Origin of the sequence: Pseudoalteromonas sp. S1612 (assembly GCF_005887175.1) — a bacterium.
Classification (GTDB): Bacteria; Pseudomonadota; Gammaproteobacteria; order Enterobacterales; family Alteromonadaceae; genus Pseudoalteromonas; species Pseudoalteromonas undina.
This window is the reverse complement of the sequence record NZ_PNDH01000186.1, coordinates 1-243: the sequence shown is the minus strand read 5'-3', so window position 1 is coordinate 243 and position 243 is coordinate 1. Positions and strand designations below refer to the sequence as shown.

Genomic DNA, 243 nt, shown 5'->3' with positions numbered 1-243 from the left:
CCTACATGGCGGGCGGGTGCACTTCCGTTCCCTAGTATCGATCCACATTGGATTGCTGAGCTGACTGAGGGCATGCATGAAATTGCTGAGTACTTTAACGTTCAGATCATTGGTGGGGATACCACTCAAGGTCAACTTAGTATTACTATTTGTGCAAAAGGTACAGTTCCTGAAGGCACAGAATTACGTAGAAGTGGTGCAAAATTGGTGGATTGGATTTTTGTAGCCGGTCCGCTTTGTGAT

General features: G+C 46.1%; 1 protein-coding gene. It reads left to right on the top strand.

What is annotated here, in order from left to right:
- The coding region (locus CWB78_RS18635; protein WP_249930488.1) for an AIR synthase related protein at nucleotides 1-243 on the top strand (243 nt) is incomplete at both ends.